Below are 24,914 nucleotides of genomic sequence, written 5' to 3' on the forward strand. Positions count from 1 at the left end.
AGCGCAAAAAATTGGTTCGGTGCATCGACATTCAAATGGAAACATTGGGCGCAAGGCACAGCCAACGCTCAATCAGATCGCAAGGAGGCCGTTGATGTATTTCGTCGCTACCGTGCTCGCGATCCTGTCGGGCCTGTTCTATGCGGCAAGCCATAACGAGATCGGCTCGCTCGGCGTCACGATGTGCCAATACGGCAGTTCGTTTTGTGCCAACCCGCTTCTCGTCCTGGTGGGAGCGGGGCTTGCGGCTGTATGGGGCGCGTTCGTCAGCGTACGCTGACGCGCCGGTCACGCGCCTGATTTCGCGATGATGATTTTATCGCGATGGTGACTTTCTGCCCCTGATTTGCCCGACGTGTCAAACGCGAAATCGGGATCGCCGCGTCAGCCCTCGCGGCTTCCTGCAAGCTGCCCGAACGACTGTTCGTCAACGGGATCGGCTATCGACACCTCTTGAGCGAACCGGCCGCGGCCCTGCAAGGCAGCATCGAGCCATTCGTGTTTCACGCCATTTTGCATAGGAAGCATGCAGATCACAGGCCATTTTCCGTAATCTCCCGGATTGATTGCAGCGGCAAAGAATTGTCCCTCACGATATTGACCCAGCATGGGGCAGATCGTGATTTACAAGGGCGTGGAATACAGCGTCACGGCCACCAGCGAACCGGATGTCTGGCAATGGCGATTTCAGATCGGCGGGCAGACCGTGGCCGGCAAGACCAGGACGCGGCTGATTCATATGGCCGAGCGTCGTGTTCACATGAGAATTGACGCTGCCCTCAGGGTTTCGCACGGCGAGAACCAACCTGCCGACTAGTTATCCCCGGACCGCACGGGGTTTGCCGGCTGCACGGGCTTCGGCCCCGGCGCATCGGGTTCTAGTTGCGGTTTCGGTTCGGTCGGCATCACCTTCGCGCCGGCCGCGCGGGCGGCGTCGCCCGTGGTGCTGTAATGAGCCTCCGCGGCCGTTTGCACCTTGGGCTTATTCCTTGGGCCGTAATCAGCGATTAACATGCTGAACCCGCCAACACACGCGACTGCAATCGCGATCGCCAAAGGTGCTCCGCCGCGGCGTGTCGCATGGCTTTCCTTCGAATGATTGTTCGTCATTTTAGAAACCCGGATTGATTGCTGTGTTGGAATCAAATCCCGGGGCTGACGATTGTTCCGCCTTCAGACCGCCCTGTCGCGGAACCGTGGCGGAACAAATCGCCTACTCGCGCATTTCCAGGATGGTGAACAGATTTCAAAGTTTAAAGTGAGTGTCGACAGTGAGCATCGAGACACCTCCACCGCTACAGCCCAACATGGCCGAACGCGCGATCGACACCGCGACCGATGTATCGCGCACGATCACGGATGTATCTGCAGCACTTCAGTCCGCGGTCGATCGTCTAGCCGAGGCGATCGCAACGGCACGGCAACCCGGCAAGCCGCTATCCACCGTCAGCGCAATTGCCCGGGAAGCGCCCCTCGCGAGTCTGTTCGTTGCGTTCCTGTTCGGAGTCGCAATAGCGCGCCGGCGGTAGCGGCTGCCGTTCAGAACTTGCCTTTGGTCGCGTCCTTGGCAGCCGACATGACACCACCGCTGATCTGTCTCATATGCTCGCCGGCATTGGTGAACTGGCTTCGCAGGAATTCGGACTGAATCCGCATCGCTTCCTGGAGGTCGGTCGCATGAACCAGCTTTCGGGCGTGCTCGAATGCTGCCTTCATGTTCTGCTCGGTGAACGATAGCGCCTGCTTCGAAATCTCCGTCCCTGGCCCCGGCATCGACGTCATCGACTTGCCGGCGGCATCGAAGAACATGCCGAACGCCTTTTCTGCCTGATCGATGGTTTTTTCGGCCAGATCGCGCAGCTCGGCCGGAACTTCGAGTTTCGGTTCAATCATGATCGCCTCTCCAATGTCGTCTCTGGGAGGTTAGCATAGTTCAGGGCCGCGTCTGCGCCGTATTGGCCCGGCGCCGCACTTCCGGGGATGTCATCCAGCCGCCTCCGCAAAGGAATTATTTCCTGCTGCAGCCCCGTAGCGATACGGGCTAGCGTACCCGATTCCAATCATGTCAACAGTGTGGCATAGTGATTCGGGGGCTTGAGTTCGACGGTTTGTGGCGTTGCGTCGCTCTCGGGAACATGGGGATCAAATGCTGCAAACATTCCGGCCAACGCCAACCTGCACGCGCTTTCAAACCAGCATAGAAATGCCCTGCATCAAATGCGGCGCGCAAATGAGGCTGGCCATGATCGAGCCACGCGATCAAAGTTACGATGTGCTGACCTATCGATGCGCCCCATGCGACTCGGGTGAGAGCTTTTTGAAGGCCCGCTAGATCGGGTCACAGCACGGCAGCCCCTGCCTCCGTCAGCACTGGCCCCTCGTCTCGTATCTCAATCAGACCGAGTTCGGTCAGAACGTGCAGATCCTCGTCGCTGACAGGCGACATTTTCAGCCGGCGGGCCTGAATGTCCCGCAATGTCCAACGAAGGCCAATAGCCTTTTCGAGGCTGAGTTCAGCGAAAGGATTGTCCACCATCCTTCCTCGACTATTGGTAGATTTCGATCAGATTTTGTCTGCATCGCGGCAGCTTCTTGCGCGCACCGGCTAATGCAAAATCGGCGCCGGCCTCCCCGAGAATTGCGTTCAAGACCTGACTCGTCAGGACGCCATCCACCCAAATCGGCCCGCAGCACCGTGCTCAGTACCGGTAAGGTTCAATATCCAGCAGCGGGAATGCACTGAACACGCTCGGCAGGTTGGTCGGCATCGCCGCTTGTAGATATGATTTGTTGAGCTCCGCAAGACTGGTGACGCCGAGCAACCCGAGGCACCGGATCACTTCATCCTCCAGCAATTCCAGCATCCGGGTGATGCCGGCCTCGCCCGCGGCGGCGAGCGCCCAGCATTGCAGGCGGCCGATGCCGACGAGATCGGCACCCGAGGCGATCGCCTTCACAATGTCTGTGCCGCGGCAGAACGAGCCGTCGACCATGATCTTGGCGCGGCCGGCAACGGCGTCTACGATTTCGGGCAGCACATGCATCGAGCCGCGCCCATGGTCGAGTTGGCGTCCGCCGTGGTTCGACACATAGATCCAGTCCACCCCATGATCGAGCGCAATGGCCGCATCTTCCGCGGTCGCGATGCCCTTGAGCACCAGTGGGATTTTATACTTGTCCTTGATCAGCTTCACGGTCCGCCATTCCAGTCCCTTCTGGAAGTCGCCGCCGGTAGCGCGGATGCGGCTTTCGCGGACATAGCGCTTGGCGATATCGCGCTCGCGCCTGCTGTAATGGGCGGTGTCGACCGTCAGGCAAAACGCGGCATAGCCGTTTTCGATCGTGCGGCTGACGGTATCTTCGACGAAGGCATCGTCGCCCCGAACGTAAAGCTGAAAGATGCGCAGCGCATCGGGCGCTGCTTTTGCCGTAGCCTCAAGCCCTGGCTCGGAGACCGAACTGAGCATATGGGCCGCGCCGAACGTCCCGGCTCCCCGTGCCACCGCAGCACCTGAATCGGGATCGAAAATCTCCAGCGCACCGACGGGCGCGATCATCACCGGCAGGCGCAGTTTACGGCCGAAGACCTCGGTCGACGCGTCGACCCGGGCGACATTACGCAGGACCCGCGGCCGGAATGCGATCTCGTCGAGCGCCATGCGATTGCGGCGCATGGTCGTCTCGGTCTCGGAGGCCCCGACGATATAGTCCCAGGCGTTCTGGTTCAGCCGGGCCCGCGCCTTGCGCACGAATTCATGGAGATTCTGGAATTCTTCGCCGCTGGCGCCGAGTTCGACATTCCTCGCCGGCCGGATGGGGGTCCCATCATTCATGCTGTTTCTCTCCCGTTTTGGCGGCACATTAGCCGCAGACAAATGGGAAAAGCTACCGCTTTGAACGGGTTAATCCGGTGCTGGAACGAAGGGCTGCTATTCGCTGGCGAGGTACATCGGCTTGGAATGGAAAATTCCCGCGCCCGAGACCTGGGAGGCAATCAGGAATGCCGCCATCACGGCCGGTACACTGATGAATCGCAAGAATTGATCAATTGAAAGCATGCTCGTCGTCCCCAAGGTGCTTGTGAGGCGCGTTCAATCCGCCCCTCGCGTCGTCTGCTGATCGCCCGTGAAAAGCTGGTCGGTATAGGCCGCCCCGGAAACCGTGAGCAGCGCAAGAATCGAAATGACGACCAGCGTTTTCATGTCGTCACGGTCGATTTGGATTGTGGCCAAAAACGTCAGAGCTTGGCGCATTTTGGGGACGAACACAGGGGAACTTCGTGGCCGCTGGGCTCCGGCGGCACCGCTCAACCGCCCGAAAAACGGTTCCTGTATTCGGTGGGCGATACGCCGAGGTGCCGCAGGAACGCGCGGCGCATGCGTTCGTCATCGCCGAACCCGGCGCGTTTGGCGACCTCGATCACGCCGCCGACCTGCCTGCTTTCCAGCAACAGACGTGCGGTTTCCACCCGCAGCGCTTCGACACCGCTCGCCGGCGTCATTCCGGTGCGGCTGGCATAGGTGCGAGCAAAAGTCCGAGGCGTCATCCCGGCCTTCGCGGCCAGTGTTTCGACCCTGAGATCGCTTGCGATATTCTCGATGATCCAGGCGTGCAACGCGCTGAACCGCCCTTCGACGTCGGAGGCTTGCGCCGCGAGCACGGTAGAGAATTGGCTCTGGCCGCCAGGCCGCTTGAGAAACACCACCAGCCTTCGCGCAACGTCGAGCGCGGTGGTGTGGCCGAAATCCTCTTCGATCATGGCGAGCGCCAGATCGATGCCGGCGCTGACGCCAGCCGATGACCAGACCCGCCCGTCCTTGACGAAGATCGCGTTCGGCTCGACGCGGATGTTGGGGAAGCTGTCCTGCAGCCTCGGGCAATAGCGCCAATGGGTCGCGGCGCGCTTTCCGTCCAGCGCGCCGGTCCAGGCCAGCGCAAAAGCCCCGAGACACACCGATGCCACCCGACGCGCCGTGGGCAGCGTCTGCGAAATCCAATGCATTAGCCGGGCGTCTTCGCGGATATCCCAAATACCGGGCCCGCCCGGGATCACCAGCGTATCGACCTGATGCGGCCGGACGCTATTGATCGCGGCGGTATCCACCATCATCCCGACGTCTGTCGGCACCAACCCGCCCGAGGCTGACAGATAGGACAAGGAATAGCCCGGACCAGACAACTCGATCGCCGCCAACTCCGCGAACACCTGCGCCGGACCGGAGATATCCAGCAGGGTCACGCCCGGAAAGGCGACGATCGCGATACGCCGCGTCGACGGCGTTTCACGCGGTCCGGAGCGTCGGGGTTTGGCAGATTTCGAGGGCATATTGTCCTTTAAGCCATTCGAGGCTCGCCTGTATAGCTCAGGGGCGTAACTGGAGTTCGGCGATGACGCGAAATCTGGGCAGCCGGTATCAGGCGATCAAATCGCCCTGGACAGACTACGCAGTCTACAGCTTTCCGGATGCATCAAGCGTCGCAGCCCCCGACCGCCAACCGCTGATGGACGCAATGAACGGCATCATCGCCGTCAACTGGAAAGCCAGCGAACCGCATTGGACGGCGGACGCTTCCCCGTTCGACAGCAAGTTCAGCCTCATTCTGGTTTTTAGCAGCTCAGGACTGGTCGCGTTTTCGGTCTATCGCGTGCTGAGGATCTCCAGTGGACTTGCAATCTATCGTAGTGGAACCGAAGTGCTCCCCGCCCATCAGGGCCGCGGGCTCTACGGGTTTTTCACCTCGGAAGTTCTGAGGCGCTCAGGTGCCGCCGAGAAAGGTGACAGCGTGCTCTATGGATGGCGGACGCGAAATCCCATCGTATGGGCCGCCAATGCCAAGATCTGCGAGAAGGTTGCCCCCTCGCTGCTTGGGGACACGCAGGATCCCGCATTGCAAGCGGCCTGCATTGAGATGTGCTCCTCGCTGTACCCCGGCAAACTGCTGGAACTACCCGGCATGATCATGCGGGGCGCCTACGGCCACATTAAGCACCACCGGCAGGACTATCACGGCGTGGCGTCGCTGGTCGACGCCGCGATGTCCCGTGTGATTCCCGATACGGCCGACGCCCTGTTCTCGGTTGGATACGCGAGGGTATGATGTCGATGCCCGGACAACAGGCCATGATCGCACCGGTCTCGCGGTTCACCGATCGCGCCTATCTGGCCTGGGCAGCGGTGGCCATCGCTTACGCCATCGCGTTCCTGCAGCGCGTGTCGCCGCAATCGGTCAGCCTGAACCTCATGCACGACTTCAGCACCGACGCCGCCGGCGTCGCGATGCTCGCCTCCAGCTACTTCTGGGGCTACACGCTGATGCAGATTCCGGCGGGTCTTCTGGTCGACCGTTACGGCGTCAAGCGCGTGGTGCTGTTCAGTATGGTGGCATCCTCGCTCGGGAGTGCTGCGTTTGCGCTGGCGCCGAATATGCTCGACGTTTTTGCGGCGCGCCTCGTCATCGCTTGCGGCGACGCGCTGGTATTCACGGCGCTGTTGAAGCTCGTGGCGCAGAGCTTCAGCGACGAGCGGTTCGGCGTGATGTCAGGCATCTCGCAAGTATCCGGCTACGTCGGCGGGGTTATCGCGACGACGCCGCTCGCGGCCGCGGTAACCGGCTTCGGCTGGCGCGCGTGTTTCCTGTTCATCGCCGCCGTCGGATTGGCCAACCTTGCCTTCGCCAAGGTCGTGCTGAAGCCTGATCCGGTGTCGCGCAGCAACAAGACGTTGAAGAGCGTCGTTGTGGCCGCCGGACAATCGCTGACCCAGCTCGCCAACTGGGGCTGCGCCATGACTTTTGCCTCTCACTTCGCCGTCGTGACGACACTGTCGGGCGTCTGGGGTATTCCGATGGTGGCGCATTTCTTCAATATCTCGCCGACGGCGGCCGCCACTCCCCTGCTCGCTTTCATGATCGGTAACGCTGTCGGCTCGATCTTTCTGGGTCACATGGCTGACCGCGCAGCAGCCGCGCTCGACACCGCGCTGATCCGCATCTGCGTGCTGCGGATGGTGCTGATTGCAATGCTGCTGCCGCCGATCGCACAGGCGTTCGGCCTGATCTACGTTACAACAGTGTTTACGGCGCTCGGACTTGTCGCCGGCGGGACGGTGCCCCTGGTGCTGAAATGCACCAAGAAACTATACACCTCCGACCTTATCGGCGTCGGCGCGTCCGTGAACACGACGGCCGCGGGAATTTTCGCCGGCGCGGCACAGCCCGTCATCGGCTTCGCCATGATTGCCGCCAGTCCGCTTGCCGCCAGCGGCGGCATGCAAGGCGCTGCCGCGATCGGCGACGCCGGGTACAGCATGCTTATCGGAATTCTGCTGCTCATGTCGCTGCCGGGTATCGCCGGGCCGTTATTGATGAGGACCAAATTGATAGTTCGCTAGACGCATTGAACGTAGAGGGGCCGTTATGGAGCGTTTGTTTTTGAGAAAAGAGGAAGTCGCTTCGAAGTATGCGGTGAGCAGTTGGCAAAGTGTCATGTTCTCCGAATTCGAAGCCCAGATGAGCAGCGAAGCGAGACCTTTTCCCTGTGTTTTCGGCGTGACCGGCCATCGGCAGGACCAGTTGCGCTATCTGTTCCTCGATCCCTACGACGTCGAGATTCTAGGCGTCCAACTCGCACAATACGTCTCCGAGTCCAGATCGTACGGTCCCAACACTTCGTTGATCGTATTCACCCGGCCTCGCCCGGTGCAGACGCTTGACGCCTATTACCGCAAGATGTGGCTGACGCTCGACCAGTTGGCGCGGCTCGACAAGAGTCCATGGCCGGCAGAGATTCCCGAACAGATCGATCATCCAATGTGGGAGTTCTCATTCGCCGGAGAGCCAATTTTTGTGGTGTGCACGACGCCGGCACACGTGATGCGGCAAAGCCGCCGGTCGAGCGCCTTCATGCTCACCTTCCAGCCACGATGGGTGTTCGAGAAGATTCTCGGTAGCGAAAAGGCTGCCAACGCCGCGTTCGCCGAAGTACGCAAGCGGCTCATTCCCTACGACAATGCAAGCCCCTCACCGCATCTCGGCCGTTACGGTGCGGCCGACGGGCGCGAGTACCAGCAATACTTCCTGCATGACGATAACGAATCCGGAGGAGGCTGTCCCTTCGCCAAGCTCGCGCAGAGCAAACCGTCTCAAATCGAAGACAAGGAGCAAGCGGCATGACCCAAATCATTGCAAGTCAGAAAACCGAGTTCGCTATCGATCCCGTCATCCTGAACCTGCTCCCCGAGCAAGGCAGCATCGAATTGCAGCATGACGCCGCGGGCAAGGTGCATCGCTTTCACACCCATCCGGTAGATGAAATCCTCGTGATCATTAGCGGCCGGCTGAATTTCATGTGGGATGGCGGCGAGCGCATCGTCGGCGCCGGCGATACCATCCACCTGCCCGCCGGCACACTCCACCAATCCGAAGCGCTGGAAGGCGGCGCAGTCTACGCGATCGCGACCCGTCCACCCGCCCATCAAGCGAACGATTGAAGCAAGGCGCGCGTGCAATGGGGGTCAAGACAATGAGGGATCGTTAGACGAAGAGTCCGTCGCCACTCGTTCGACCAGATCGATGATTTTGGAACGCTGACCGGACGGAAGTTTCACGAAAGCCTTCAACAGTCGCAGGCTTTCGATCGTTTCGCTCGATGGAGCTCCGAGTTTGTTCTGCAGCTCTGCAACATAAGTGGGATTTTTCATCTCGCACCTTAGAAGAGGAACAGGAATGGCATATCCAGGTAAACGTGAGGGCTTGGCCCAGAAAGTAGATACTGCTGCGCAAGAAGCCGAACGGCTCGGCCTGACGACGGCGACCCTGATACTTCGCATGGCTCGCCTGGAAATCGATCGCGCGGAGCCTGAACAGGTTGTAACTATGCCAAAAAACAACCTTCGCAGCAAGCCGAACTGAACGGCCGAAACGGCCCGATTCGGTGCGTCGAGGGGGTCGGCGGAAAATGTACAGTGCCGGGACCGGTCCGAATGGATCAGACCCGGCGCCGATGGCACGATTGGAAACGAAAGACAGCCGATCAGCCGGTATTGCCAGTCTTTCCGAAAGCCCCCGCCTCGGCCAAATCAGCGATACGGCGGTCATCGTATCCAAGCGTCTTGCGCAGCACTTCCTTGGTGTGCTCGCCGAGCAGCGGCGCAGCGACGGGGTCGATCGTCGGCGTGAGGCTCATATTGAGCGGCGTTTCGATGTTGGGCACCGAACCTGCGGTCGGATGCGGGATGTGGCTGAGGCGATCGCGATCGCGCACTTCCGGCGCGTTGAAGCCCTCCTCGACGGTGCGCAGATAGCCGACCGGTATGTTCGCCTTTTTCATCTTCGCCATCCAGTTCTCGAGCCGGTCGCTGGCAAAGACGCCGGCAATGATGGCGCGCAGCTTTTCCTTGTTGGCCGTTCGGTTTTTCCGGTGGGCGAACTCAGGGTCGGTCACGAGGTCGGGCCGTTCCAGCACTTCCGTCACAAGGCGGCGGTACAGCCGGTCGTTGGCACAGGCCATATAGAGCGGCCCGTCGGCGGCCTGATACACGCCGACCGTCGGTGAGCCGTTCGGTGAATTACCGAAACGACCGGGGTTCTCGCCGCTGATCAGGTAGGCCATGCCATAAAAGCCGGTCATCGCTACCGCGGTGTCGATCAACGCCACCTCAACCTGCTGGCCACGGCCGAGCCGGTCGCGCGCAATCAGAGCCAGTAAGATCGCGTTGCACGCCGACATTCCCGTCGCCATGTCCACGATCGGCGGGCCGGTTCGTACCGGCTGAGCATCCGGAAAGCCGTTCAGCGACATGAAGCCGCTTTCGGCCTGTGTGATCGGGTCGAACCCGGGGCGCAAGGCGAGCTCTCCCTTGCGGCCATAGGCCGAGATCGAGCAATAGACCAGTCGCGGATTGGTTGGAACGACCGACGCATAGTCGAGGCCGAATTTCTTCATCACGCCGCCAGAGAAATTTTCCACCACGACGTCCGCTTTCGCGATCAGTTCGCGCGCGACCTCCAGCGCCGCCGGGTTGGTGAAATCCAGCGCAATACCGCGCTTGTTGCGGTTGAGACTGAGAAAGGCCGCACTCTCGCCGCCGATTTCCGCATGTTCATAATGACGCGTATCGTCGCCGCCATCCGGATTTTCGATCTTGATCACCTCGGCGCCAAAGTCGGCCAGCGTTTGCGTACAGGCGGGCCCTGCAACAACACGGGTGAAATCGACGACCAGCAGACCATCGAGGGCGGTCGGTTCGCCCTTGGCGCGCGGCGTGCGCTCCGGCAATTGCGGTCTGGCAGTCATGTCGACATTTCCTCGTGTTATTTTGCCTGGCGGAACAGATAGCCGCCACCGCCAAAGGTGTTTCATGGCCTTTTACCGGAAGCCCATAGGTAACACCAAACCTCTATTTTGCAGGGCGGGACTTGCCCCTGACATAGCTCAATCTCAAAAGCGTGCAGCCGGTATCGATGGCCTTCGGCACGATCAGGTCCGGTACAAACCCGATCGCAAACAAAATCGTGAAGAGAAATGTGAAATAGGCCACAGCGCCGAACAGAAATGCAGTGAATTTGAGCATTCGATTTGTCGGCATGACCGAGCCAATGGCTCGGGCTTCGGACACGAAGTGAACTCCGCGAAAGGCAATGGGATCGCAACTCCGGTTCTTGCAGAATGACCGAAACGCGCCGACAAGACTTGCCTGGGGCTTGATCTCGTCCGGAGACCGACTTGATTGTTTCTTGAGAAAGGATGCGGCAACCCAACGTGAAATTTGACTTCGACAAATACGCTCTGGACACCGATCTTCGCGAGTTGCGCCGCGACGGCGAACTGGTTGCGATGCAGCCGCAAGTATTCGACTTGCTGGTTCATCTGTTGAAGCATCGCGATCACGTCGTCAGCCGGAACGATCTCATCGCGCTGGTTTGGGGCGGTCGGACCATGTCGGACTCAACGCTAGACAGCCGCATCAACGCCGCCCGAAACGCCATCGGCGACTGCGGCAAGGAGCAACGGCTGATCCGGACAATTCCGCGAAAGGGTCTTCGTTTCGTTGGAGCCGTGAACGAGCGCGTGAATGGCGTTCACCCGACCCCCGAGCCAGCCGAAGCAGCGGCCGAACCGGCCCCCCGGCCCTTGCCGGTACCGGATCGACCGGCGATTGCCGTGTTGCCGTTCGACAACATGAGCGGCGACCAGGAACAGGAGTACTTCTCTGACGGGATCAGCGAAGACATCATCACCGCGTTGTCGAAATTGCGCTGGTTCTTCGTCATCGCCCGCAACTCGTCGTTTTCCTACAAGGGCAAGGCGGTGCATCTGAAGCAGGTCGCCGCCGAACTGGGGGTGCGCTACGTCCTCGAAGGCAGCGTGCGCAAGAGCGGTGATCGCGTGCGCATCACCGCTCAACTCAACGACACTGCGACCGGAAGCCACGTCTGGGCAGAGCATTACGACCGCGATCTGGTCGACGTATTCGCCGTCCAGGACGAGATCACCGATGCCATCGTCGCGGCGATCGAGCCGCAGATCTATGCCGCCGAAAACTTCCGCAGCCGGCGCAAACCACCGAACAGCGTGGACGCGTGGGACCTTGTTATGCGGGCGCTGTCGCATCATTGGCGCGTGACACGGACGGACAGCGCCGCCGCTCAGACGCTCCTGGAACAGGCGATTGCGATCGATCCGAATTACGGCCAGGCGCTGGCCCTGATCGCGACCAACCACATGTTCGGCGTGCATCTGGGCTGGGCAGACATTACGACCGTAGCCCCCATCGCCGAGCGCGCGGCGCTTGCGGCCATTGCTGCCGACAGCGAGGATGCGTGGGCGCATACCGCGCTCGCCAGCGTCTATTTCTCCACCCGCCGCCTCGACCACGCGCTGGCCGAATTCGAGTTGGCGTTACAGCTCAACCCGAACTTCTCACTGGCGCAAGGATACTACGCGCTGGCGCTGTCCTATTGCGGGCGGTGGCAGGACTCCTATGCGGCCGCGCAACGCGCCATCCGCCAGAGTCCGCGCGATCCCTCGTCCGCAATCTATTACGGCGTCGCCGCCTATGCCCAGTTCGTCGGCAGGAACTATTGCGAGGCGATTTCGCTCGCGCGCGAAGCGACCCGCCAGCGCGGCGATCTCAGCGGCGCCTACCGCGTGCTGACGGTGGCCGCCGGCATGGCCGGGAAGATCGACGTCGCCAAAGCTGCGCTCGAGGAGCTGCGGCGGACCCAGCCCAACATATCGCTGGCCTGGATTGCGACGCAGCTGCCCTGGAAGCTCGAGGCGGATCGGGAGCATTATTTGGAAGGTTTTCGCCGCGCTGGGCTGGAATAACCTTCATCGCGGGGGCGTTTTCGCCGGATTGGCGGTCGCGAATCCATAGATCAGCGCCAGCCGGTCGAGGCATTCACAGAACCGGCGTGCGAAATAGTCCTTCCAGCGCTGCGTGCGCAATCCCCGCCTCTCCCCGACCTGCTCCATGGTCAAGCCATGAACCAGGACGTCATGCACCAGCGCCGAACCATCGGCCCCCAGCTCGCGCTCGGCGCGATTGAGCCGCAGCACGGCCTTGCGCTGCCCCTCGGTGATCGGCTCCCGCATCTGCCCGCCATCAACGTACTCCCTGGTCGGATCGACGGCGCGCGGGCCGCGTTCGGCTCTCTCCCAGTCGCTCTGGAATGCTCGCCCGCCCTGGTACTGCGCCTCGTCGATCTGGCGATGCGAATGCAGACGGGCAAGCGGATCGTTGCGGATGGAGCGCAGCGTAACGATCTTCTCGCCCGGCTCCAGCGCCAGGGGATTATCGACCTCGACGGTCGCGACCTCGGCGTTGCGTGGCAAATCCCGGGATTTCCGGTCATGTGCCTTTGCAGGGTTATACGGCTTGTTCCGTTTGGCTCTCGGCATATCGGATGATCTCCTTACAAGAACGATGGGATTTGGATTGCGCCCGGAAGAACCCGGCGTTGCTGTTCATGCCGTCTCGACCAGCTTGAGCAAGACAGTGCCCGCCGTGCGTTCCGATGGCGTGCCGGGGCCGCGACTCAGATGAAAGTGCGGTGTGCAGTAACTCGAGCCAGGCCGGCGTGGATGACCGCAGAAGGTGATGGCTTCGCCCTCTTCGTCCCCGCCGTAGGGGTAGCGGCAATTGCCGCGTTCCAGTTCGAGCAGGGAAAGATGGAGCGGATCGATCTCGACACAACGCAGCTCGACCGGCTTCGCCCCTCTAAACGGCGGCACCGGCCATGGAAAGCTGGGCGATGTCGACTTTACCAGGTGAATTTCACCCGGCCGGTCTAACCGCGGCTGCGAGTATGGGGGCGATCCGGACCGATCGTTCCCGGCGAGCCCCATCCGCCTGGCACGGCTCAGCACGGCATTGCGGGAGTAAGCTGTGTTGAATTTCCTGTTGATAGCTGCTGCGATCCTGGCAAAGGACAAATGCAGGGCAAAGAGCTCCCGCAGCGCGCCCGAGTGCTCGGGCGCCCAGTCTATTGGTTCCATTAGCGAATTCCCTGTTTCTTCAAACGCCGCCCGACGCCTTACCATTTACTTCCGATATTCCGAACAAAAAGTCAAGCTTGTTTCTGGTAATCGTAACTGCTAGTGTTTCCGAAATTCGGGAAAGGATGAACCATGCTGGACGTCAAAATGATCGAACGGGCACTTGAGAGGACGGGTAAGAGCAAGGGCGGCCTGGCGGAGGCCATGGGGGTCCGTGCGGGCGCGGTCTCGGAAATCCTGTCCGGGATACGGCTGATCAAGGCGTCCGAGATCGCGCCGATCACGGAATATCTCGGGCTGAATTCGGTGCCGATCATGGGGCGCGTCGGCGCCGGCGCAACGATCGAGCCGGAGCATGAACAGGTGCCGCCCGAGGGCCTCGGCGAGGTCGAACTGCCCTTCCCGATGGCCGAAGAGACCATCGCCTTTGAAGTTGCAGGCGATTCCATGCTGCCAAAGTACGAAAATGGCGACGTTATCGTGGTTTTCCGCGATCAGCGCCATCCGCTGTCGAGCTTCTACGGCGAAGAGGCTGTCGTGCGCCTGAAGACCGGCGAGCGCTATTTGAAGACGATCGAGCGGGGAAAGTCCGCACCTCTGGTCAATCTCAAGAGCTTCAACGCCAAGCCGATCACGGGCGTGAAACTCGAATGGATCGGCGAGATCTGCGTCACCCTGCCGCGGGGGCAGATCGAACGCCTGCGCAATAAGGCGGCTGCGAAGACACGCAAGGCGGCCAAGGCAAAATAGCGGCCAGACGAGCGGAGAAATAGCGGGCGCCCTGGCGGCAAATCGCCAAGGTGATTCGGTCCGCCCCCTGCGGCGCGCCGAATCATGCCCGCCTAATTTCTTTTTTTCGGAATTTTGCTTGACTAATTCTGATTTACGGAACTATAATGGCTCCTTCAGAATTGTTCAGGCAGATTGCCAAATATGCAGTATTTCGTCGTGATGATCGATTACGGCCGGCGTGGCCGCGAGGCCATTGTCGATCCTGAAATCACCCGGCGCGAGGTCATCTCGCGGATTGCGTCGGGTGAATACAGGAACATCAGTTTTATCCATGAAATCGTCGATTCCTCCGTCGAGGACATAACCGCCGACATTCTGAACGAAGCCGCGCTTCCCGACATTGGCGCGGCAAGCGTCGATCTGCAGGCCGACCAATTCGACCACCGACGCGACCTGCGAAAACACGAAACCGTCTGAACTCGCGCAACCCTGTTCCGTCGTCAAAATAATGTGATCATTAACGGGCTTTGATCGTCGGCGGCTTCCTTAAATATTCGTCACGCAAAGTCTACTCGGACGGCGCAGACAATTGCGCTACATAAGCGATTCGATTTTCTCCGGCTTGCAAAGTTCTTAAACTCCATGTTTCCGTCAATGAAGGCCGAGATAGCCGCACGCGACGGCGATCCCCGGCTCAGTCTGCTGCTTGGTATCGCTGCCTGGTTCTTATTTCTGGATCACATTCCGCATAACGCGGTCAGCGTATTGACCCTGCGGAATTTCGGATTCAGCGGCGCAACCGACCTGTTCGTGTTTGTCGGCGGCTATACCGCCGCAATCCTCTATGGAAAAATGATGCTGGAGCGCGGTTTCCTGGTCACCGCTACCCGCATTTTCAGGCGCGTATGGCAGCTATACGCCGCCTATGTCGTCCTGTTCGTGATCTATATCGACTTGATCGGATACGTCGCCAGGAAATCGGCGGCGCCCGAGATCATCCACGAATTCAATGTCGCCGGAATCCTCGGCCACACGATCCGTACATTGATTTACGGCCTGCTGCTCCAGGCCAAGCCGCTCAACCTCGATGTCCTGCAGCTCTTCATCGTCCTGATGGCGTTCTTTCCGGTCGTATTGTTCGGAATGTTGCGCCGGCCGAACCTGACGGCAGCCGGGTCGATCGTCCTTTACCTCGCCGCTCGCAAATTCGACTGGAATCTATCCTCATTTCCGGACGGGCACTGGTACTTCAATCCGTTCTCCTGGCAGTTGCTGTTCGTGCTCGGCGCCTGGTTCGCCTTGGGCAGCGCGAAGCAAATGCGGGCGATTCGTTCGCTCCAGGATCTTTCGATCCTGCGCATACTGGCTTTGCTCTATCTCTTGTTCGCGTTGATCGTGACCGTAACGGGAAACGTGCCGCAGCTGGCTGGAATCGTTCCTGACGCCGTGATCAATTTCTTCCTTCCGAATGAAAAGGAAAATCTGGCCCCTTACAGGGTACTTCATTTCCTCACTCTCGCCTTCCTCTTCTCGTTCGCGGTCCCGAGAGACTGGCATGGATTTCAACGGCCAGCCCTGCGGCCGATCGTGAAGTGCGGGGAAGAATGGTTGCCTGTCTTCTGCGCCGGTGTCTTCCTTTCCTTTGCAGGGCATTTCTTCCTGATCACGGGACCGAATTCGCTCGCGATGCATTTCCTGGTCAGCATCGCCGGAATCGCGATCATGGCGGGCGTTGCCTATTACACGTCGTGGTCCAGGCGGCAGGACTACAAACCTGCGCTCAGCACTCGTTACTGAGCGAGGCTGCGGTCCACCAAACCGCTACGGCGCGTATTCGATGTGGGCGCGGATCGAATGGTTGACCTGATCGATCCAGCCGAATTTCTGCACCGCTGCGATCATGTTCGACAGGCCATCCTGCCACCACGCCTCGTATGTGAGCGAAGGCCAATCGCGCAAGACCTTCTCCGAAATCCAGGCATGCTCGCGATCGCTGCGCACGGCCACGCTGCCGAGCAGCTTCTCCTGCACGGTGGGATCCATCTCCCCTTCGATGCGGACCGAGAATGCCTTGAAATTTCCGGGGTCATCGATTTCGACGGATCGGCTCGATGCGATAACGCGAATGATCATCCTTGGTGTTCCCACGCGGTCTGCGCCATGCGCTCCCGCGCCGCGGGCAGCATCTCGCGCGCAAAGATGCCAGCGGAGTGCAGTACCTCCTGTTGGCTGAGGTTGCCGAACGAAAACTGGCTGATGAAGTAGTTGGCGCCCGCCTCCTCAGTCATCCTTCTGACCTGCTCCCGGATCGTGCCCCGTGATCCCGCAATCGCTCCGCCGTTTTGTACCATCGTATCGAAATCCTCGGGCAGCCGGGCGAAACGCGGCTGCGTACCGTGCTTCTTCCAGAGCTTTATGAAGCTGCTGTAGAAGTTCGGCCAGGCACGGCGACCAAGCGCCATCGCCTCCCGGTCGCTGTCGGCCGCCACCACAAAGCGGTTGATCCCGAGCAGTGGCAGCTGATCCGGCGAATTGCCCGCCGCAGCCCATTCGGCACGAAAGCGGTCGGTAATCTCACGTACCCGTGGCAGCGGCCCGCCGCACACGATGTTGATCCTGTTCTGCGCCGGCCAGACCGCGCCCTCGGGCACCGGGACCGCGTACCATAGCGGCGGGTGCGGAAGCTGCGCCGGCTTCATGTCGATCGGCACGTTCGTGAACTGATAGTGCTTGCCTTGAAAATTCACCTCGGCCTGCGTCAGCGCCTGCATGATGACGGTGTAGGCCTCGACATACATCGCCTGTGCCTGGTCCGGATCGACGCCAAAATAATGCAGCTCATGCGGCGACGCGCCTCGGCCGATCCCGACCTCGATCCGGCCCCGGCTCAGATGATCCAGCATGCAGATTTCTTCGGCCAACCGCAGCGGATGGTGCGTCGGCAATACGTAGACCAGCGCACCGAGGCGCAGACGCTTGGTGCGCTGCGCCGCCGCTGCAAGGAACACGCTTGGCGATGGCGTCAAATTGAGCGGCGTCGAATGGTGCTCGCTCATATGGTATGTACGGAATCCGGCTTGATCGTAGAATTCGATCAATTGCAGCCGATTTTCATATTGTTCGCTGAGCGGATAGGGCCCGTGATCGTTTTGATCGAAGATTCCGAACTGCATTGCACCACCCCGAGGACGTCTTTTCCGGCCCGCCACGATGGTACCTGCGGCGACGACCGGCGCGTCGTAAGAGGATGTTACATGGCAAACGCCAGACCTTCCAGCACCGAGACCGCGAGGAGCGTCTCTCTCAATCCGGCGGTAATGCCCGCTTTAGCCGTGCCTCGCTGTCGCGCAGCGTTACCGAATCGAGTTTCCCTTGAGAAGATGCCTCCTTGGCGCACGCAAAGATCCGGTAGAACTGCGTACCGTCGAAGGCGACCAGCAGCAGATCGACGCCGGCATTGAGCGCTTCCACCACCGCTGTGCAGACATTGTTCTGATAGATCGCGCCCATCACCAGATCGTCAGTCATGATGACGCCCTGATAATTCCACTTCTTGCGAACGATGCCGTCAACCACAAGCCGGGAATGCGACGCCGCGCGGTCGGGATCGACAGCGGTCAGCGTCACATGCCCGATCATCAACTGCGCTCTGGAGCCCGCCAGCACATCGCGGAACGGCCGCCAGTCGGACGCTTCGAGCTCCGCCAGAGGCGTGTCGAGACCGGCACTGAAGTGATGGGTATCGGCACGAACCCGCCCCAGTCCCGGAAAGTGCTTCACGGTCGCACCGACGCCGAAGGCCTCAAGCCCATGGACATAGGACCTGGCGATGTCGGCCACGATGGCCGGGTCGTCGGAAATCGCGCGCTGGCCGATCAGCGTGTTGAAATCGAACCGGTTACGCTTCGCGTCGGGTCGCAAATCCAGCACCGGCGCCAAATTGAGGTTGACGCCAAGCGCCGCCAGTTCCTGTCCATGCGTTCGCCCGAACGCTTCCGCTTTTTCCGTGCGAACATCCGGCGGAAGGCTCGCCAGCGTCGAGAGCGCAGGCAATTTGGTCAAGGGCGGCGACAGATGCGAGACGATGCCGCCTTCCTGGTCGGCGGCGACAATCAATGGCGGCAGGCCGGCAGCACGTCGTTTTTCCTGAAGCGCCGAGATTTCAGATTTCAGCGTCTCCGGTGCTCTTCGTACATTGTGCTTGGTGATGTAGATGCCGGCAATCAGGCCTTTTTCGGCCAAGGCAGCCACCTCAGGGAATGATGAATACCCCACCATGAAATGCTGCCCGAGGCTACGCGCCTGCGCGACGTCGGTCTGCAGAACGTTTCGTTTGCGCAACTCGAAGGAAGCTTGCGCGCACAGCATTGACAGCGCCGGCAGGCACCACAGCAGGACCAGCAGTTCTCCCGCGATCCCTCGCCTGCGCCAGTGACCGCCACGAAGCAGGCAGGCGAGAACGCCAATGCTCACCACGGCAAGAACGATGTTACCCGTACCACGCAACGCAATCAGATAAGGATCATTCTTGTTCGCCGCGACGAGAATGAAAGCCAGCCCCGCGAACCAGACCAAGCCGACGCCGATACGTTTGATGATTTTCATGAAGGACGATGCTGTGTGCGTGTGACTGGCGAGACCATCGCCGTATCAAACTTGTTATTGCTGCGCGAGCGCATAAGCGTGGCTGCACAGAAACTGCATAAGAATCCTGAAGTCTTGCAGACCGCCTTCCCGGCATTTGCACAACGGCCGCGCATAGCTCGTCTTGCAAACCGGTGACGACCTTTGAATGCCGATTCCCTCGCGTTTAGCCAATGATGGCTGGTGGCTCTGTGAGCCACTCTCGGCGGCGCGGGTCTGCAATCTTTCCCTCCAGACAGGCAGCGCAACGATGGCTGAATTCTCCACGCCGGCACCCCATGCAGGCTCCATTCGGGAACATGCTTTCCCCATCAAACCGGCCATTGCCGTGGCCCTCGCGGCATTGGCCGACTGGCTGTTCTACGGCCAGCGAACCGGAATATCCGTTGTTATCTTCGCCATTGCACTCACCGCCGGCGCGCTGCTCGCCAATTTCACCAGGCTGAACAAGGCGCAGGTTCTGCTTGCGGGCCTCCTTGTGTTCGCCAGCCTCATCCCGGCCGTCGAGGAATTCAATGCCGCCTCATTCTTCTTCATTGTCCTGGCACTCGGCGTTGGCCTCTCGCTAACGACGGATCGCAAACTGACCGGTGTTGCCGAACAAGCCGCCGCGCTCTGCGACCTTTATCTGGTCGGCCCGTTCAGATTGCTCCGGGACGCCATCAGCGCGTTCAATCTCCCGGCGCTGACGGCAGGTTTCACCGTGTGGTTCATTCCGGTGGTTCTCAGCGGCATTTTCGCGCTTCTGTTCGTATCGGCCAATCCGCTGCTTGAGAAATGGATCAGCCTGCTGAACCCCGGCAGCGCCACCTCCTATATCAGCCCGGGACGGGTGCTGTTTTGGGCGGCCGCTTTGTCGCTCGTTTGGCCCTTTATCCACGTCCGGTGGCGCCGCAAGTCCGAGGTGCCGGCCGACTTTGTCGTATCGGTAACGGAGGAGCAGGAGAAGCCATTTCATGACGTCGACTTCTTCGGTGTGGCGACCATCCTGCGTTCGCTGATCCTGTTCAATTTGCTGTTTGCGGTTCAAACCGCCCTGGACGTGTTCTTTCTCTGGGGCAACGCGACGCTGCCGGCCGACATCAGCTACGCGGCCTATGCGCACCGGGGCGCCTATCCCCTGATCCTCACCGCGTTGCTGGCTGCCGGATTCGTACTCATCGCAATGAGACCCGGCGGCCCGGCCGAGCAGTCGAAGGTGATCCGGCCGCTCGTCTATCTCTGGGTCGCGCAGAACGTCCTGCTGGTTGCGTCATCCATCCTGCGGCTCGATCTCTATGTGCAGATCTACCTGCTGACCTGGTGGCGCGTCGCAGCCTTTATCTGGATGCTGCTTGTCGCGTTCGGACTGCTGCTCATCGTTGCCCGTATCAGGCTCAATCGTTCGAACGATTGGCTGATCCGCGCGAACCTCATCACTTTGATCGCAACGCTCTATGTTTGTTCGCTGGTCAATTTTCCTGCTGTTATCGCCGACTACAATGTCGGTCATAGCCGCGAAGCCACGGGAAAGGGTGTCCCTGTCGACATCAACTATCTGTTTCATCTCGGTCCTCAGGCCTTGCCCGCCATCGACAGGGCGATTGCCCTCCGCAGCTTCGATCCAAACCTTGTTTTCCGCCGCAACTACCTTGTAGAACAGCATCTCAATGATTTGGCTTCCTGGCGCGCCTGGGGTTTTCGGAGCTGGCGGCTCCAGCGTACTCTGGACGCCTCAAAGAGTTCGACCGCGAGTTGACGACGACCTTTGCCCGGAGAGACGTTTGACACACCGTATCCTCATCGTCGATGACGACCTGCATATTCGCGAAGTCATCCGGGTCGCGCTCCGGAAGGCCGGGATGACCGTGTTCGAGGCGCGGGACGGCAAGGAAGCCTTGACCCGCTTCGCCGCCGACAGGCCGGACCTCATGATTCTCGATATCGGCATGCCGGAATTCGATGGATTGGATGTCTGCCGGGAGGTCCGGAAGTCATCGGACGTTCCGATCCTGTTTCTTTCGGCACGCGACGAAGAGATCGACCGCGTGCTGGGCCTCGAGATCGGCGGCGACGATTACGTCACCAAGCCTTTCAGCCCGCGCGAACTCGTCGCGCGGGTGAATGTCATTCTGCGCCGCACCTCCCTGCGCGGGCCGGACCCAAAGGCAAATGCGGCACTTTCCCAGGGCGGGCTGCTGGTTGATCCGGAACAGCATGTTGCGGCGTTCGCCGGTACACCGCTTCGCCTGACCGCCATCGAATTCGGAATCCTCAGGGCTTTTCTGACCAGGCCATCGGTGGTCTTCAGCCGCGAGCAGATCATGAATGCCGCCTATCAGCTCAACATCCAGGTGTCGGACCGCACCATCGACAGCCATATTCGCAACATCCGCGCCAAGCTTGCCGCGGTGAATTGCGACAATGTCATCGAGACCATCCACGGCGTTGGCTTCAAGCTCGGCCGATGCGAGCCGCACGCATGACATCGCGGGCCGGCGAGAAATGGCGGCCGTCGGTCGGAATGATCATTTTTGCCGCGTTGGCTGCTGTGGCCGCATTGCCTCTGGTCGGGCTGTTCTTCTTTCGGCTCTATGACAACCAGCTCATTCACCAGACCCAGGCCGAGCTGATTGTCCAAAGCCGGGTATTGGCCGCGGTCTATGCGCGAGACGTGGAAGCCCGGCTCAATGCCGGAGTTGTCCTTGGCGCTGAACTCCCGCCCGAAGCGCGCCCCGTTTCGGATGACAAGATGACGCCAATCCGGCCGGCGCTCGACCTTGCCGCCGGCGCCGACCTGCTGAGGCGGCGGCCCGACGCACTTCCGGCCGGCGCTCCCGCATCTCAGGCCTATCTCGAGATCGGCGCGCGGCTGATGCCGATCATCCTGGAAACGCAGAAGGTCACGCTGGCGGGTTTCCGAATTCTCGATCCCCGCGGCGTCGTGATCGCCGGCCGCAACGAAGTCGGCCTATCGCTGGCGCATATCGAGGAGGTGGCGACGGCGCTGCAGGGCCAGTATCGCGCCGCGTTGCGGATCAGGGTCCCCGACAAGCCCCCGCCGCCGATCTACTCGATCAGCCGCGGCGTCGGCGTTCACGTGTTTTCGGCCATGCCCGTGGTCGTCAACAACCGCGTTGCCGGCGTCGTCTATCTATCGAGGACGCCGAGCAACATCTTCGACCATCTCTATCAGGAGCGCGGCAAGTTCATTCTTGCCGGCTTCGCCGTCATCTTCGCCACTGTTATCATCGGCCTGGTCTTTTCCCGCACCATCACCCGGCCGATGCGCGAACTGGTCGATCGCGCCGCTCGTATCAGCCGCGGCGACCGCGACGCCTTTCAGCCGCTGGCGCATTACGGCACCCGCGAGTTCTCCCAGCTGTCGCACAGCTTCCTCGACATGGCCGAGCAATTGTCCCGGCGGTCGGATTACATCGCGACCTTCTCGTCGCATCTCACCCACGAGCTGAAGTCGCCGCTGACCTCGATCAAGGGCGCCGCGGAACTCCTGCTGGATTCACTGCAGAGCAAGACCGGCAATCTCACACTGATGGAGCAGAAGACTTTCGTATCGAATATTCTGGGTGACACCGAGCGGCTGGAAGCGATGACGCAGCGGCTGCGCGAACTGGCGCGCGCCGAGACCACGCCGCAGAACGAGCACACCGAATTAAGTCAGGTCATCAGTGGACTGAAGAGCCGTTTTCCCACCCGCGCGATCGACGCCACCGGCTGTCTCGAGCGCTCGATCGGCATGTCCAATGAGAAGGCGCTCATCGTCCTTTCGCATCTGACCGACAACGCCATTCGTCACAACGCTGGGAATGTGCGGCTAGCAGCGGTCGATGAAGGTGCCTCGGTCAAGATGACCGTGAGCAACGACGGCGACCCGATATCGGAAGCTAACCGGGAGAAGATATTCGACGCGTTCTTCACCACCCGCCGCGACACCGGCGGCACCGGAATGGGACTCGCGATCGTCCAGGCCGTGATGGCGAGTCACGGCGGATCGATCCGGCTGTTGCCATCCGACAAGGACGTGGCGTTCGAGCTGCAGTTTCCGGCCGCCTAGTTTATTATTGACGCGTTTTCTTCACGCGAACCGGTATCCACCCCGGATCAAGTCCGGGGCAGGCTTTCGCTCGAAAACACTTTAGATCCGCTCGATGATGATCGCCGGCGCCATGCCACCGGCGGCGCACATCGTCACCAGGCCACGCCTGAGGTCGCGCCGCTCGAGTTCGTCGAGAACGGTACCGATCAGGATCGAGCCGGTCGCGCCGATGGGGTGACCGAGCGCGATCGAACCGCCATTGACGTTGACCTTGTCGCGGTCGAGCTTGAGGTCGCGGATGAATTTTTCGGCGACGACGGCGAAAGCCTCATTGATTTCGAACAGGTCGATATCATCGAGCGTGAGGCCTGCCTTGGCCAACACCTTGCGCGCCGCCGGCACCGGCGCATTCAGCATCAAGGTCGGGGAGTCTCCCATGTTCGCCATCGCGACCACGCGCGCCCGCGGCTTCAGGCCATGCGCCTTGGCGTAATTCGGCGAGGCCAGCAGAATGGCGGCCGAGCCGTCGACGACGCCGGAGGAATTGCCGGCGTGATGCATGAAGTTGATGTCGAGATCGGGATATTTGTCGAGGATAAGATTGCGGTAGGTCGTGCCCTTGTCGTCGAGCGGATAGTCCGCGACCGCGGTAAAGGCGGGCTTCAACCCGGCAAGGCCTTCCAGCGTGGTCTGCGGGCGCGGATATTCCTCGCGGTCCAGCGCAAGGCTGCCGTCTTCGCGGTGAACCGGCACGAGGCTCTTGTCGAAATGACCGCCCTTGATGGCGGCGGCCGCGCGCTTCTGGCTCTCGACGCCCAGAGCATCGACATCCTGACGCGAAATACCCTCCAGCGTCGCCACCGCATCCGCACAGACGCCCTGATGCGATTGCGGGTGCCGGGCGCGCAGACGAAGGTTGCCATTGTCCATCATGAACGGCCCCTCGCCGCGGCGACCCTCCATCGACATCATCTCGGTGCCGCCGGCGATCACGAGATCCTCGGAGCCCGCCATGATGGCGTTGGCCGCCATGTTGACGCTGGTGATGCCGGAACCACAGAACCGGTCCAGCGTGACGCCACTGGCGCGCACGTCATAGCCGGCATCCAGCGCGGACATCCGGCCGAGGTCGCCGCTTTGCGCTCCGCGCTGGGAACTGGTGCCCCAGATGATGTCGTCGACGTCTGCGGTATTAATCCCGGTGCGATCGGCCAGCGCACGCAACACCGTGGCGCCGAGTTGCTGCGGATGAATACCCGCGAGCGCTCCCTTGCCGGCCTTGCCAATGCCGCGCGGTGTCCTGCAGGCGTCGATGATCAGCGCGTCAACCATGGTGGTTTCCTTCGGAACTGTTGGTTGGCTGCATTTGCAGCCGATTAAGCCTCGGAGTCAATTCATCCCCATGCCTGGACTCATGCACTTCAAGCAGAGGGGCAGTCCACTATGGCGCCCTCACTCTCTCCACTCGTCGTCCCGGCCTTGAGCCGGGACCCATACCGCGTGATCTCTCGGTGAAGAACTGGTAGCAGAGACCATTCGCAAAACTACTCCCTGTGGTTATGGGTCCCGGCCTTCGCCGGGACGACGTGGAAATAGTTTCGCATTCCCGCGACGCATTGCGCCCGAGCTTTGACAGAAATTCCTTGCCCACTCATCGAGAGGGCGCAGGGAAGACCGGGTGCGCGCTGCACCCGCGGTCCCGTGTGCGATTGCACAAAACAAAGTGCACACGAGCATACAGGGCAGCGGAGAACACCCGGCCTTCCCTGCGCAATGGCTTTACGGCTTATGCCGCGCTCTCCCCGGAGACGAGTTCTTGATTGACTCCGTCGCTGCCGTTCAGCTCTCGCCTACCCGACAGCTTGACACCTGCAACGGGTGCCAGGACCACACGGTTTTGCCGTACGCTCATCCACGCCATCGTCGAGGCGTAAACCAGCGTCCACCGCAACCCGTCCAACGTCCGTGACGACGGCCGACGCCCTTCTGAGTAGGACGGGATGG

General features: G+C 60.8%; 31 protein-coding genes. 15 read left to right on the forward strand and 16 right to left on the reverse strand.

From position 1 onward, the window contains the following. Positions 1–94: 94 nt before the first annotated feature. Positions 95–280: a hypothetical protein gene (locus tag JQ629_RS26125; protein WP_192738654.1), complete on the forward strand. Its 186-nt coding sequence runs from the start codon at positions 95–97 to the stop codon at positions 278–280. A 104-nt stretch (positions 281–384) separates the two neighbouring features. On the opposite strand, the gene JQ629_RS26130 is transcribed toward JQ629_RS26125, so the two are convergent. Then, the gene (locus tag JQ629_RS26130; protein WP_212415073.1) at positions 385–609 is read right to left on the reverse strand and encodes a hypothetical protein; all 225 of its coding nucleotides are present in this window, start codon (positions 607–609) and stop codon (positions 385–387) included. On the opposite strand from JQ629_RS26130, the gene JQ629_RS26135 reads away from it, so the two are divergent. Further along, on the forward strand, positions 608–817 hold the full coding sequence (locus tag JQ629_RS26135; RefSeq protein ID WP_249135277.1) for a hypothetical protein: 210 nt from the start codon (positions 608–610) through the stop codon (positions 815–817). The two genes, JQ629_RS26130 and JQ629_RS26135, sit on opposite strands and share 2 nt — an antisense overlap. Here JQ629_RS26135 and JQ629_RS26140 read toward each other — a convergent pair. Beyond that, a complete protein-coding gene (locus JQ629_RS26140) occupies positions 814–1,110 on the reverse strand; it encodes a hypothetical protein (RefSeq protein ID WP_212415074.1) in 297 nt (98 codons plus the stop codon). The two genes, JQ629_RS26135 and JQ629_RS26140, sit on opposite strands and share 4 nt — an antisense overlap. 161 nt (positions 1,111–1,271) lie before the next feature. Here JQ629_RS26140 and JQ629_RS26145 point away from each other — a divergent pair, with 161 nt between their 5' ends. Then, positions 1,272–1,529: a hypothetical protein gene (locus JQ629_RS26145; RefSeq protein ID WP_502753329.1), complete on the forward strand. Its 258-nt coding sequence runs from the start codon at positions 1,272–1,274 to the stop codon at positions 1,527–1,529. A gap of 10 nt (positions 1,530–1,539) precedes the next feature. On the opposite strand, the gene JQ629_RS26150 is transcribed toward JQ629_RS26145, so the two are convergent. The 6 genes from JQ629_RS26150 to JQ629_RS26170 form a co-directional block, all read right to left on the reverse strand. Further along, the gene (locus tag JQ629_RS26150; protein ID WP_192738658.1) at positions 1,540–1,893 is read right to left on the reverse strand and encodes a phasin; all 354 of its coding nucleotides are present in this window, start codon (positions 1,891–1,893) and stop codon (positions 1,540–1,542) included. Positions 1,894–2,338: 445 nt separating this feature from the next. Further along, on the reverse strand, positions 2,339–2,536 hold the full coding sequence (locus tag JQ629_RS26155; RefSeq protein ID WP_192738659.1) for a hypothetical protein: 198 nt from the start codon (positions 2,534–2,536) through the stop codon (positions 2,339–2,341). A gap of 163 nt (positions 2,537–2,699) precedes the next feature. After that, positions 2,700–3,833 (reverse strand): alpha-hydroxy acid oxidase, encoded by a 1,134-nt coding sequence (locus tag JQ629_RS26160; protein WP_212415076.1) that lies wholly within the window; start codon positions 3,831–3,833, stop codon positions 2,700–2,702. Positions 3,834–3,929: 96 nt separating this feature from the next. After that, complete coding sequence (locus tag JQ629_RS37590; protein WP_283813406.1) at positions 3,930–4,058, reverse strand: hypothetical protein; 129 nt, start codon at positions 4,056–4,058, stop codon at positions 3,930–3,932. A 33-nt stretch (positions 4,059–4,091) separates the two neighbouring features. Beyond that, positions 4,092–4,268 carry a hypothetical protein gene (locus JQ629_RS26165; protein WP_212415098.1) on the reverse strand — a complete coding sequence of 59 codons (177 nt, stop codon included), beginning with the start codon at positions 4,266–4,268 and terminating at the stop codon, positions 4,092–4,094. A gap of 38 nt (positions 4,269–4,306) precedes the next feature. Next, entirely contained in the window at positions 4,307–5,326 is a 1,020-nt protein-coding gene (locus JQ629_RS26170; RefSeq protein WP_212415077.1) for a GlxA family transcriptional regulator, read from the reverse strand. A gap of 62 nt (positions 5,327–5,388) precedes the next feature. Here JQ629_RS26170 and JQ629_RS26175 point away from each other — a divergent pair, with 62 nt between their 5' ends. The 5 genes from JQ629_RS26175 (at position 5,389) to JQ629_RS26195 (ending at position 8,910) form a co-directional block, all read left to right on the forward strand. After that, positions 5,389–6,099 (forward strand): hypothetical protein, encoded by a 711-nt coding sequence (locus JQ629_RS26175; RefSeq protein ID WP_212415078.1) that lies wholly within the window; start codon positions 5,389–5,391, stop codon positions 6,097–6,099. Then, positions 6,099–7,391 (forward strand): MFS transporter, encoded by a 1,293-nt coding sequence (locus JQ629_RS26180; protein ID WP_212415079.1) that lies wholly within the window; start codon positions 6,099–6,101, stop codon positions 7,389–7,391. Before JQ629_RS26175 ends, JQ629_RS26180 begins: the two co-directional genes overlap by 1 nt. Positions 7,392–7,416: 25 nt before the next feature. Beyond that, positions 7,417–8,172 carry a YqcI/YcgG family protein gene (locus JQ629_RS26185; RefSeq protein WP_212415080.1) on the forward strand — a complete coding sequence of 252 codons (756 nt, stop codon included), beginning with the start codon at positions 7,417–7,419 and terminating at the stop codon, positions 8,170–8,172. Next, positions 8,169–8,489 carry a cupin domain-containing protein gene (locus JQ629_RS26190; RefSeq protein WP_212415081.1) on the forward strand — a complete coding sequence of 107 codons (321 nt, stop codon included), beginning with the start codon at positions 8,169–8,171 and terminating at the stop codon, positions 8,487–8,489. The genes JQ629_RS26185 and JQ629_RS26190 overlap by 4 nt, the downstream gene beginning before the upstream one ends. Positions 8,490–8,724: 235 nt before the next feature. Beyond that, positions 8,725–8,910 carry a hypothetical protein gene (locus JQ629_RS26195; RefSeq protein ID WP_212034758.1) on the forward strand — a complete coding sequence of 62 codons (186 nt, stop codon included), beginning with the start codon at positions 8,725–8,727 and terminating at the stop codon, positions 8,908–8,910. A 121-nt stretch (positions 8,911–9,031) separates the two neighbouring features. Here the strand turns inward: JQ629_RS26195 and JQ629_RS26200 are convergent, their stop codons facing one another. Then, on the reverse strand, positions 9,032–10,294 hold the full coding sequence (locus JQ629_RS26200) for a CaiB/BaiF CoA transferase family protein (RefSeq protein ID WP_212415082.1): 1,263 nt from the start codon (positions 10,292–10,294) through the stop codon (positions 9,032–9,034). Between the two features lie 103 nt (positions 10,295–10,397). Then, the gene (locus tag JQ629_RS26205) at positions 10,398–10,571 is read right to left on the reverse strand and encodes a hypothetical protein (RefSeq protein WP_212415083.1); all 174 of its coding nucleotides are present in this window, start codon (positions 10,569–10,571) and stop codon (positions 10,398–10,400) included. A 173-nt stretch (positions 10,572–10,744) separates the two neighbouring features. On the opposite strand from JQ629_RS26205, the gene JQ629_RS26210 reads away from it, so the two are divergent. Continuing rightward, positions 10,745–12,328 carry a winged helix-turn-helix domain-containing tetratricopeptide repeat protein gene (locus JQ629_RS26210; protein WP_249135279.1) on the forward strand — a complete coding sequence of 528 codons (1,584 nt, stop codon included), beginning with the start codon at positions 10,745–10,747 and terminating at the stop codon, positions 12,326–12,328. A gap of 3 nt (positions 12,329–12,331) precedes the next feature. On the opposite strand, the gene JQ629_RS26215 is transcribed toward JQ629_RS26210, so the two are convergent. Then, positions 12,332–12,901 carry a DUF6456 domain-containing protein gene (locus JQ629_RS26215; protein WP_212415084.1) on the reverse strand — a complete coding sequence of 190 codons (570 nt, stop codon included), beginning with the start codon at positions 12,899–12,901 and terminating at the stop codon, positions 12,332–12,334. 66 nt (positions 12,902–12,967) lie between these two features. Continuing rightward, positions 12,968–13,498 (reverse strand): GcrA family cell cycle regulator, encoded by a 531-nt coding sequence (locus tag JQ629_RS26220; RefSeq protein ID WP_212415085.1) that lies wholly within the window; start codon positions 13,496–13,498, stop codon positions 12,968–12,970. Between the two features lie 132 nt (positions 13,499–13,630). Between JQ629_RS26220 and JQ629_RS26225 the strand changes: the two genes are divergently transcribed. From JQ629_RS26225 to JQ629_RS26235, 3 genes are all read left to right on the forward strand, one after another. Beyond that, positions 13,631–14,248, forward strand: a complete 618-nt coding sequence (locus tag JQ629_RS26225) for a LexA family transcriptional regulator (RefSeq protein ID WP_212415086.1) — start codon at positions 13,631–13,633, stop codon at positions 14,246–14,248. Between the two features lie 183 nt (positions 14,249–14,431). After that, on the forward strand, positions 14,432–14,707 hold the full coding sequence (locus tag JQ629_RS26230; protein WP_212263907.1) for a hypothetical protein: 276 nt from the start codon (positions 14,432–14,434) through the stop codon (positions 14,705–14,707). Between the two features lie 165 nt (positions 14,708–14,872). Next, entirely contained in the window at positions 14,873–16,027 is a 1,155-nt protein-coding gene (locus JQ629_RS26235) for an OpgC domain-containing protein (RefSeq protein WP_212415087.1), read from the forward strand. Between the two features lie 24 nt (positions 16,028–16,051). On the opposite strand, the gene JQ629_RS26240 is transcribed toward JQ629_RS26235, so the two are convergent. From JQ629_RS26240 to JQ629_RS26250, 3 genes are all read right to left on the reverse strand, one after another. Then, positions 16,052–16,363 (reverse strand): hypothetical protein, encoded by a 312-nt coding sequence (locus JQ629_RS26240; protein WP_212415088.1) that lies wholly within the window; start codon positions 16,361–16,363, stop codon positions 16,052–16,054. Continuing rightward, positions 16,360–17,403 carry an LLM class flavin-dependent oxidoreductase gene (locus tag JQ629_RS26245; protein ID WP_212415089.1) on the reverse strand — a complete coding sequence of 348 codons (1,044 nt, stop codon included), beginning with the start codon at positions 17,401–17,403 and terminating at the stop codon, positions 16,360–16,362. The genes JQ629_RS26240 and JQ629_RS26245 overlap by 4 nt, the downstream gene beginning before the upstream one ends. 130 nt (positions 17,404–17,533) lie before the next feature. Next, positions 17,534–18,835 carry a glycoside hydrolase family 3 N-terminal domain-containing protein gene (locus JQ629_RS26250; protein ID WP_212415090.1) on the reverse strand — a complete coding sequence of 434 codons (1,302 nt, stop codon included), beginning with the start codon at positions 18,833–18,835 and terminating at the stop codon, positions 17,534–17,536. Positions 18,836–19,022: 187 nt separating this feature from the next. On the opposite strand from JQ629_RS26250, the gene JQ629_RS26255 reads away from it, so the two are divergent. Genes JQ629_RS26255 through JQ629_RS26265 form a run of 3 tightly spaced genes read left to right on the forward strand, consistent with a single transcriptional unit; the run spans position 19,023 to position 22,928 of the window. Next, entirely contained in the window at positions 19,023–20,612 is a 1,590-nt protein-coding gene (locus tag JQ629_RS26255) for a DUF4153 domain-containing protein (RefSeq protein WP_249135280.1), read from the forward strand. Between the two features lie 25 nt (positions 20,613–20,637). Next, positions 20,638–21,339, forward strand: a complete 702-nt coding sequence (locus tag JQ629_RS26260) for a response regulator transcription factor (RefSeq protein WP_212415091.1) — start codon at positions 20,638–20,640, stop codon at positions 21,337–21,339. Next, positions 21,336–22,928, forward strand: coding sequence for an ATP-binding protein (locus JQ629_RS26265; protein ID WP_212415092.1), 1,593 nt, complete (start codon positions 21,336–21,338; stop codon positions 22,926–22,928). Before JQ629_RS26260 ends, JQ629_RS26265 begins: the two co-directional genes overlap by 4 nt. 81 nt (positions 22,929–23,009) lie before the next feature. On the opposite strand, the gene JQ629_RS26270 is transcribed toward JQ629_RS26265, so the two are convergent. Further along, positions 23,010–24,242 carry an acetyl-CoA C-acetyltransferase gene (locus tag JQ629_RS26270; RefSeq protein ID WP_212415093.1) on the reverse strand — a complete coding sequence of 411 codons (1,233 nt, stop codon included), beginning with the start codon at positions 24,240–24,242 and terminating at the stop codon, positions 23,010–23,012. Between the last annotated feature and the right edge of the window lie 672 nt (positions 24,243–24,914).

The sequence above is a fragment of the Bradyrhizobium sp. AUGA SZCCT0222 genome (genome assembly GCF_018130205.1).
GTDB lineage: Bacteria > Pseudomonadota > Alphaproteobacteria > Rhizobiales > Xanthobacteraceae > Bradyrhizobium.